Source organism: Oleiphilus sp. HI0132 (genome assembly GCF_001635845.1).
Map to the genome: position 1 here is coordinate 1 of NZ_LWGJ01001106.1, position 10,859 is coordinate 10,859.

Sequence of the window (10,859 nt, forward strand, 5' to 3'; positions counted from 1 at the left end):
AGCGTTCAATCTGAGCCATGATCAAACTCTTCAGTTCAATCTAGTCGAAGCAAAAGCTTCATATACTTGCTCAAGTTACTTACTGTTCAAATAAATTGTACAGGTCGTTGACTTGATAATTTCTTAAGCAACATCCTCTCTAACAAGTTAGATCAGAGTGCTTTATCGTGAAATCATCTCAGCCAGCGCCCACACGAATTGCTTGGTTAATTTTTTAAAGAGCTTGCTTGAGATCCCTCAAGCGAGGCGCGTATTCTACAGCGTCTCATTTGCTTGTCAACGATTTTTTNAATTTGTTTTCGAAGAAATTTAAATTCAAAACCGAAAACCAAAACCTTTAACAAGCGAAGATAAATTACTGATTTTAATCACTTAATTTATCCTCTATCTCCTTCAAACTTCGCCGCTTTCGAAGCGGTTCGTCTTAAGGAGGTGCGCATTATATAGAGCTGATTCTTTAGGTCAACACCTTTATCAAACTTTTTTATAAATTAATACGCCAAAGACAGCAACCACTGCTGCACCCATTTTTAACCCCCTCTTTATAACCCTTCTTTATACTAATACGACATCAACCCACCTTCTAACCACCGATATATAGCCTCCATTTACCACCAAGCCATCCAAAACCGACCAACATCACACAAACTCAACCTACACCCCCCCTCTCAAAATATAAACATTAATAACATTCACATTTATATGCAACGTTTTTTTAGGCTTTTTCTATGATAAAACCTAACAACTGTACGCTCATGACTTTACAATTTTTTAGTTTGCAAACAACAACTTAAATAAGCACTTATTTCTTTAAAGAGACAAGCCTAGCTAGCGCTACATCTAACAGGCATATTCATGAGACAGAGTTCAAAGTTCTTTCATAATTTTACAATTTTGCGCTAACAAGCCCCTCAATATTCATTTCTATAAAGTCGCTTCATAAAAGCCAGACCGTGCAACAAGCTAACACCGATCGTTTATTACTTAATGTCTTTGAACATAAAGAGCCATGGATAATCAGATGCCAATAAGAAAACTGAGTATTACCTCCCTATCATTTATTGTTCTTCTCTACGCTCAGTTTTTATCTGCTGCGCCCGGCGATGCAGGTAATATCCTAACAACACTGACTATTAATAATGTAAGCGGTGATGGTCGAACACCTACATCCCCTCAAGGCATTACCATGCATGATGGCTATCTTAGGGTAGTCGATTTTGGCACCGATAGAATATACCGGGTATATCCTGAAGATATATATGATGACATGGGCACAAGTGACGTAGGTGACGACGTACTATTGTTCTCTGCAGGCGACAGTGATTTAAACCTTCCTCTTGCAGACACCGATAACCCACCAATAAATAGCGATGGCAACCCCATCCCTACTTGTGGCGCAACGCCTGCAGGCCAATACTGTGGCGGCGGCGGTCTCACTTTTGCTGAAAACTATTTATGAAATGCCAGCCCTATAACTGACGACATCATAAAAGTAGACCCGGTAGATGGTGATAACCTCGAATCGGAGAATGCACTCGCGTCACTGGCATTCCCATCACCCACCGACATGACATACGACGGTCATAGCTTTTGGGTCGTAGACTGGCAAACTAACACTATCAATAAAGTACGCCCTGAAGATGGTGCGCTTCTTTTGTCTTTACCAGGCCCCTCCTCTTTACCTTCATACCAATCTAACCCCTCAGTCACTAATGCTCGCCCTTTTGGTATTACCTGGGACGGTAGAGACTTATGGGTAGCTGACCAAGAAGAACTCAAGGTTTACCGCATTGACCCAAGCGACGGTAGCGTTGTTGACTTCTTTGACACACCAGGAGCTGACCCTAAAGGATTAAGTTGGAACGGCGAATATCTTTGGCACACAGACCAAACCACCGCTACGATTTACGCTATCGAAACAGGGGTTATCCCGTTTGGCATTACCGGCTGCTTTGAAAAGAACGGTGTAGCAGTCAATGCTGATATATTACTTAGCCAAACAGCTTTATCTGACCAATCAACTAGCACTGATATTGATGACTGCTTCCAGTTCACTGACTTCACCGCTGGCACACCAATCCAACTAAAAGCCAGTGAAGCTGGCGTTGATGAAAAACCTATCATTACTCTTGCCGAAACATCAGCGGGCTCAACTGACGTCACACTTATTGTTGGCGACGAATATTCCGAGCCCGGCTACTCCGCTTATGATACAGAAGACTTGGATTTGACATCTGAGGTCGTTACTAGGCCGAACGTTATCGATACTCCCACTATTATCGATACATCCGTACCAAACCCTACGGGAATACTAGTTGAATATGATGTCGTTGATAGCGCAGGTAACAACGCTGATACGGTATCTAGAATGGTCTACGTTCTAGAAGAGGATATCATCGCTCCCGTTATTACTCTTACTGGCGACGATCCGACATACGTTGAACAACTGACCAGCTATATAGAACCCGGCGCAACAGCAATCGATAATCGTGATGGAGATATCAGCGCAAACATTACTATTTCCGGAACCGTTGATGCAAACACTGCTGGAACTTACACCCTGTCCTACGACGTTTCGGATGCCGTTGGAAACATCGCAACGACTGTCACTCGTAATGTAATCGTCCAAGACACAACTATCCCTAGCATTACACTAAGCGGAGCTTCGAGTATCACTCTGGAAAAAGGCGACACTTATATAGAAGAAGGAGCCACAGCCACCGATAATGTTGATGGTGATATTACGGCTAATATCATTATCTCAGGAAGCGTCACGAACGATACGGTTGGAAGCTATGTCCTAAACTACGACGTGTCAGACTCATCAGGCAATGCAGCAGTAGTCGTTTCTCGCACAATTAATGTTGTCGATACCACTGCACCGATTATTACGCTAATAGGCGCCAGCCCGTATAATCAAGAATTAAACACCCGGTTCACCGACCCTGGCGCTACTGCATCAGATGTTCCAGGCGAAGACTTAAGCAGCTCCATTGTCGTCAGCGGTTCTGTTGATTCAAGCATTGCTGGTACTTACACACTTTCTTATGACCTAAGCGATGCAGCAGGAAATATAGCGACAACAATATCTCGCGACGTAATCGTTGCCGATACCGGCGCGCCAACGATCACCCTTCTTGGAAGCAACCCTCTTGATCACGAGCTTGGAAATGCCTACACCGATCCAGGCGCTACTGCATCAGATGCAATCGACGGAGACTTAAGCAGCAGCATTGCCGTAGCTGGAGATACCGTCAACCCGAACCTAACAGGCACATGCAATGTCACATACGATGTTTCGGACTCAGTTGGCAACGCTGCACCTACCGAAATAAGAACAGTAAACGTAAACGACACAACACCTCCAACTCTCATTTTGTCTGGCGACTCAACAGTTCTGCATGAATTACGAACCCCCTATACAGATGCTGGCGCAAGCGCAAATGACAATACCGATGGAGACATCACTACGAGTATTGTAGTCGGCGGAGATACAGTAGATAGTGATACCGCCGGTGTATATATCATCACTTATAACGTAAGTGATGCCGCGGGCAATGCAGGCGCACCAATCAGCAGAGTTGTTGACGTTGCTGACCGCACAGCACCGGTAATAAGCTTACTTAGCGCAAACCCTTTGGATCATGAAGTAGGCACCATATTCGTTGACCCTGGTGCAACAGCATCCGATATTATAGACGGCGATGTTAGTGCCGATATTGGCGTATCTGGCTCGGTTGACCCAAACACAATTGGCACTTATACACTTTCCTATAATGTCAGCGACTCGGCAGGAAACGCTGCAACGACGGTAGTTCGTACAATTAATGTTGTCGATACCGGAGTGCCGGCCATCACGCTACTTGGCGACAACCCCATTTTACACGAGCTGCAAACTACCTCTACCGACCCTGGTGCCACTGCAATAGATGCCGCAGACGGAGACCTTTCATCTAGTATTGTCATCACAGGCTCAGTCGACTCAAATACCGCTGGAACTTATACACTCAGTTATGATGTGACGGATTCACAAAGCAATGCTGCGACAACCGTAACACGAGACATTATCGTTGCAGACCGAAGCGCTCCACTCATCACTATTACCGGTAGTACTACAGTTAATCATGAGCAAGGCACTTTATATACAGACGCTGGCGCAACTGCTAGTGATGTAATTGACGGTGATATCAGTGCAAACATCGTCACAAGCGGTACTGTTGACGTTAATACTGCCGGTACGTATAGCATCAATTACAATGTAAGTGACGCTACTGGAAACGCGGCAACACAACTCACCAGAACCGTTATTGTCAGTGACACAACTATTCCGGTAATCACCCTTAACTCAACGAACCCGCTGGATCACGAAGTCGGCACAATCTTCGTCGACCCAGGCGCAACAGCCAGTGACAACACTGACGGAGATATCAGTACAGCAATTGGCGTTACCGGAACTGTTGATGCCAATACGCAAGGTGCATACACCCTTACCTATAATGTTTCTGACTCATCTGGTAACGCAGCAGCAACCGTAGTTCGAACTGCAAACGTCGTGGATACTGGAGTACCCTCTATTGCACTTATTGGTGACAATCCAGTGCTACACGAACTACAGACGCCATACACAGATGCTGGTGCGACCGCTTCAGATGCAGCAGACGGCGACCTAAGCGCTTCAATCACAGTGACTGGGTCAGTCGATCCGGATATCGCCGGAACTTACACACTTAGCTATGATGCAAATGATTCCCAAAGTAATGCTGCAACAACGGTAACCAGAGATGTAATCGTTGCTGATAGAACAGCTCCAGTAATAACGATTACTGGAGGCAGCACCGTTAACGCTGAACAAGGAACGGTTTATAGCGATGCCGGAGCGACCGCAACAGACATCATAGATGGCGATATTAGCGTAAATATCATTACCACTGGCGCAGTTGATACAAATACCGCTGGTAACTACACCATTCACTATAATGTTAGCGATGCCGCTGGAAACCCCGCTATTCAGGCGAGTAGAACTGTAATCGTAAGCGATACAACAGCCCCACTTATCACCCTTGCTGGAGCCAACCCCTTAGATCACGAAGTAGGAACAATCTTCGTCGATCCTGGCGCTAGCGCTAGCGATAATATTGATGGAGATATCAGTCTAAGTATTGGCGTCACAGGAACAGTCGATGCCAATACACAAGGCACGTATACGCTTACCTACAATGTATCCGATTCATCAGGAAATGCTGCAGCAACCACTACACGAACAGTGAATGTTGTGGATACTGGCGCACCAACCATAACACTAAATGGCGACAACCCTACCCTGCATGAACTACAAACCACCTACACAGATGCTGGCGCTACCGCTACGGATGCTGTAGATGGTAACTTAAGTGCATCCATCATCGTTAGTGGGACAGTCGATGCGAATATCGCGGGTACCTACACCCTGTCTTACAACGTTACCGACCTACAAAGCAATGCTGCACCCACGGTTACCAGAGACGTAATCGTTGCCGATAGAACCGGCCCCGTGATTACTCTACTTGGCAGCGCTACAGTTAATGTAGAGCAAGGCGCGACATACACGGATGCGGGTGCTACGGCATCAGATGCCATTGATGGTGACTTAAGCTCCAACATTGTGCTTGGTGGTGCAGTTAATACCAGCGTAAGTGGAAGCTATACCCTTACTTACAACGTTAGTGACGCCTCAGGCAACGCTTCGACGCAAGTCTCGCGAACTGTTATTGTTAGTGACATGACTGCGCCGGTAATCAGCTTAGTCGGCACAGACCCGCTCAATCATGAAGTAGGCACCATATTCCTCGATCCAGGCGCTATCGCCTCAGATAATATTGATGGTGATATTTCAGCAAATATTGGAGTTACAGGCTCAGTAGATGCCAACACTGTCGGCGCTTATATCTTGTCATATAACGCTTCTGATGCAGCAGGCAATGCCGCAACCACGGTTAATAGAACTGTAAACGTTGCCAATACTGGCGCACCAACCATCACCATGTCTGGTGCCAACCCACTTAATCATGAGCTAAATACAATTTACACCGACCAGGGTGCGACTGCATCAGACGTAGTCGATGATGACGCTACGCTTAGCGCAGCAATTGTCACCATTAACAACGTGAATGAAAATGTCGCAGGCACATACACGGTCACTTACGATGTGACAGACTCTGGTGGAAACCCTGCCGCACAACAAGTCCGAACAGTTAATGTCGGCGACTTTACTGCACCAATGATAACTCTAATTGGCAACACAACCGTAAATATTGAACTTGGCTCAAGCTATACCGATGCAGGCTCAAGTGCGACAGATAATATTGATGGCGACCTGAGCTCCAGTATTATTTCAAGCGGAACAGTCAACCCTCTTGCGACTGGAACATATGTAATTAGCTATGACGTAAGTGATGCAGCTGGGAACAATGCCGTACAGCTTACGCGAACAGTAATCGTCACCGATACTACCGCACCGGTTATCACATTACTTGGCTCGGCAAGCATCAACCATGAACAAGGAACTGCTTATAGCGACCGTGGCGCCAGTGCTACAGACAATACTGACGGTGATATCACCGCCAGCATCACTGTATCCGGTTTTGTCGATGCAAATGCCGCTGGCACATACACTCTCAATTACAACGTTAGCGACAGCGCAGGAAATAACGCAACAACACTAACACGTACTATTACAGTTGTTGATACAACGCTACCGGTATTGACCTTAAGCGGAAGTACTCCAACTAATCATGAGCAAGGAACAAGCTATACCGATGCAGGCGCATCCGCCAGTGATACCGTTGACGGAGACTTAACTGCAAATATCCTTGTCACGGGCTCCGTTGATGCAAATACTGCCGGCTCCTATATTCTTACTTATAATGTTAGCGATACAGCCGGTAACGCAGCCACATCAATTACAAGAACCGTTATCGTGGCCGACACGACAGCCCCTGCTATTACCATTATCGGCAGTTCAGCCGTCAACCATGAACAAGGCAGCACCTATACAGATGCAGGCGCTACTGCCTCCGACCTTATCGATGGCGATATGAGCGCTAGTATTGTTGTCACGGGCAGTGTAGATGTTAATGTTGAAGGCTCGTATATCATCAGTTATGACGTAACAGATGCAGCAGGAAACCCCGCGACCACCGCAACAAGAACTGTAAATGTTGGCGATACAATTGCACCAACAATAGCCTTACTTGGAAATGCAATTGAAAATCATGAACAAGGAACAAGCTATACCGATGCAGGAGCGAGCGCTAACGATAATTTTGACGGGGATATTTCTGCAAACATCGTTGTTAGCGGAACTGTCGATGTAAATGCGCCAGACACCTACATACTCAGCTATGATGTCAATGATGCCGCTGGTAATGCCGCTGCTACAGTTAATAGAAGCGTTGTTATCGCCGATACAACAGTTCCAGTCATTACAATCAACGGTAATTCTAACGAAACCGTTGAACAAGCTACCAGCTATACCGACGCAGGCGCGACGGCAAGCGACAATGTCGATGGCAACCTAAGCAGCAACATCATCGTATCCGGCGATACGGTTGATATTAATACAGCTGGGATTTACACCACTCGCTATGATGTCAGTGACACTGCGGGCAATAATGCTGTACAAGTAACACGAACCGTCACAGTCGAAGACAGTACTGCACCACTGATTACCCTACTGGGCTCCAGCCCGCTTAATCATGTTCAGCTCACACCTTATACCGATGCCGGTGCAACAGCCTCTGACAGTGCTGATGGCGACATTACTGCCAGTATCACGCGAACAGGCGATGTAGATACCAATATAATTGGCACTTACCTAATTTCTTATGACGTAAGTGATGCTGCGGGTAACGCTGCAACAACAGTCTCACGCACAGTGAATGTAACAGACGGCATCGCACCAACAATCACTCTTCTGGGCAACACGATTGTCAATCATGAACAGAGCACCTCTTACACAGATGCAGGCGCAACAGCTGACGATAACCTTGACGGTGATGTCACCACCAATATCGTACTTAGTGGAGCTGTTGATGTTAATACTCCCGGAACCTACGTGCTCAGCTATGACGTCAATGATGCCGCGGGGAATGCTGCAACGACCGTTACTAGAACAGTCATCATTGCCGATACAACTATTCCAGTCATTACGCTAACAGGCAATGCAGCTGAAACAGTTGAACAAGGAACGAGCTATACCGACGCTGGTGCAACAGCCAACGACAACGTGGATGGCAACCTAACTTCCAGCATCGTCATAAGCGGTGATACCATCGATGCAAATATTGCAGGCATATACACGATAAGATACGACGTCAGTGATACTGCCGGTAATGCTGCTCTAAAGCTTAGTCGCACAATCACTGTTCAGGATACAACGATTCCAGTGATTACACTTACTGGCTCCGACCCGACCAACCACGTTCAAGGTACTGCTTATAATGATGCCGGCGAAACGCCTCTAGACAGCGCTGATGGAGACATTTACGGCAACATAGCAAGGACAGGCTCTTTCGATATCAACACGATTGGAAGTTATGTATTAAGTTACAATGTTAGTGACGCTGCCGGTAATGCCGCGGCTACAGTTACTCGAACAGTAAACGTAACGGACGGCATCGCTCCTGTAATCACCCTTGTAGGTGACTCAACCATTGATCATGTTAATGGCCAGTTATTCACTGACCCTGGTACGATAGGATCAGACAACCTTGACGGAGATATTAGCCTCAACATTACAACAGGCGGCTTTGTCGATATTAATACCGATGGCACCTACGTCTTGAGCTATGACCTTGTCGACGCTGCTGGGAATGCCGCTATAACCGTGCAAAGAACCATTAATGTTGTCACCCCTGCTGCAATATTTGTCGAGGCCGAAACGGGCACAATCGGTGATGGGCCAGATGTAGAAAGTTATGGCTCAGGCTTTACCGGCTCAGGTTATATCAATATAAGCTTGGCACAGGATGGAGATTACATTGAGTTCTCGGATATTCAGGCGTTCGCCATCCCTTACAACCTAACAATCCGATACGCTTCATCAAATGATAGCTCTTCTTTCGATATCCTTGTGAACGGTAGCGCCGCTGGTAGCATCGCTCTTTCTGCGACTGGTGATAACGCTCTCTATTTGGATTCAGCTGCTTTGCCTGTCACGCTAGTATCGGGCGCTAACACCTTGCGATTCAATATACTTGTCGATCCAACCGATAAACGAATCGACTCGTTTACTCTAACGCCGCAATAGAATGGAGATTAAAGCTTAAGGTGAAACTATGTTGAATCGATTTATTTACGCTGCTTGTCTACCAATATTATTAAGTGCCTGTGATGGCGGTAGCAAGCAATCGAGCACTGAACCAGCGGATATCAGAACAGGCAGTTTTATTGATAGCCCGGTATCAGGCCTATATTATGAAACAGAAACACAGTCAGGCATGACGAATGAGCGTGGTGAGTTTTCTTATAGCGATGGCGAACAGGTTAAGTTCTCTATTGGTGGAATCTATCTAGGTACATCAGAAGCACAGGAACTTATCACGCCTTTTGATCTATCCGGTTCCGCCCCGCTAAACAGTGAAAAAAGTATCATTACAAGTCTGCAAAGCACCGACATATCCAGCTTTGACCGCGTCATCAACATAGCGACACTCCTTCAGGCACTCGACCAGGACGGCGAGCCTGAGAACGGCATAGACCTTGGAAACGCTCACACAGAATTAGAGCTTTCAACAATCAATTTCTATGTAAAGGCCTCCCAGTTTACCGAGCAAGTCGATTTTAAAGGCGTTCTATCGCAACTCAATATCGAAAGCCACAGAACCTTCACTCAAGCAGCCCAACATCTTTATGAAAACCTCGATATCAGTATCGAATCAAACCTTAACTCTGCAGTTTTATCGAATGAAGGTAAGTTAGATAAAACCCTCGTTCAGTATTCATACAGCCAAGAGCGGCTTCTAACAAGCCAGGAAACAGACTTCAATAACGATGGAACTGTCGACAAAACCATTCACTACAGCTATGACAGTCAAAACCGTTTAACGCAAACATCTGATAGCGCGTCAAATACAGTTGAAACAATCAGCTATGATGATGACGGTAATATCCTGAGCAAAGAAATAGATAGACCTGAAGACGAACTCGATATATTGCAATCCTACACTTACCAAGACTCTCTACTGTCAAAACTCGAAACTGATTTGGGGAATGATGGCACAATAGATATTTTGGCAGAATATCAATATGACACCGAGGGCAATGTTATTCTGTATACAGTCAGTCGCAATAGCGAACTTGCTTCAAGCGTCTCATATACATACTCCGGAAACAGGCTTAGATCTCAATCTGAGGATAGTGATAATGACGGCGAAGCAAACTCTTCAATCAGCTATAACTATGACTTAAACGGCAATATCCTAAGCCAGCATAACATTCGATCCAACCAGGAAAACACTCAAACTTCTATAAGCCGCTTCAGCTACGACAGTAACAATCGCCCAAACCGCTACGAGCGTGATGATAACCAGGACGGCACACCAGAATATATCGAGTCATATCAATATAATAATTTGAACAAGCGGACCGAATACAAAAAAGACCTCGATGGCGATCGTGTTTGGGATTTTGTAGCCCAATATGATTACGATATCAATGGAAACCGAACACAAATGCTTGAAGATAGCGATGGCAACGGCATTGTCGACAAGGCTTGGTTTGCAGACTATCAGGCAGCATCATTTGACAACGCCTGGGACAGAATTATCGAACAACTCTGAGCTAATTAAAGATTCATAATTCCTTTTAAAAACCTGCGATAA

3 protein-coding genes are annotated in these 10,859 nt (G+C 45.8%); all 3 read left to right on the top strand.

Annotated features, from left to right (window positions below):
* The first annotated feature begins 1,021 nt into the window (after window positions 1–1,021).
* The gene (locus tag A3766_RS14585; protein ID WP_156490428.1) at window positions 1,022–1,459 is read left to right on the top strand and encodes a hypothetical protein; all 438 of its coding nucleotides are present in this window, start codon (window positions 1,022–1,024) and stop codon (window positions 1,457–1,459) included.
* Window positions 1,460–1,567: 108 nt separating this feature from the next.
* A complete protein-coding gene (locus A3766_RS29685; RefSeq protein ID WP_068509798.1) occupies window positions 1,568–9,286 on the top strand; it encodes an immunoglobulin-like domain-containing protein in 7,719 nt (2,572 codons plus the stop codon).
* Window positions 9,287–9,314: 28 nt separating this feature from the next.
* Window positions 9,315–10,817, top strand: a complete 1,503-nt coding sequence (locus tag A3766_RS14595) for a hypothetical protein (protein WP_068509796.1) — start codon at window positions 9,315–9,317, stop codon at window positions 10,815–10,817.
* Window positions 10,818–10,859 lie beyond the last annotated feature (42 nt).

What these genes read in the sequence shown, in the direction of transcription:
- A3766_RS14585 (WP_156490428.1), top strand. Translation starts at nt 1,022, where the DNA reads ATGCCAATAAGAAAACTGAGTATTACCTCCCTATCATTTATTGTTCTT.
- A3766_RS29685 (WP_068509798.1), top strand. Translation starts at nt 1,568, where the DNA reads ATGACATACGACGGTCATAGCTTTTGGGTCGTAGACTGGCAAACTAAC.
- A3766_RS14595 (WP_068509796.1), top strand. Translation starts at nt 9,315, where the DNA reads ATGTTGAATCGATTTATTTACGCTGCTTGTCTACCAATATTATTAAGT.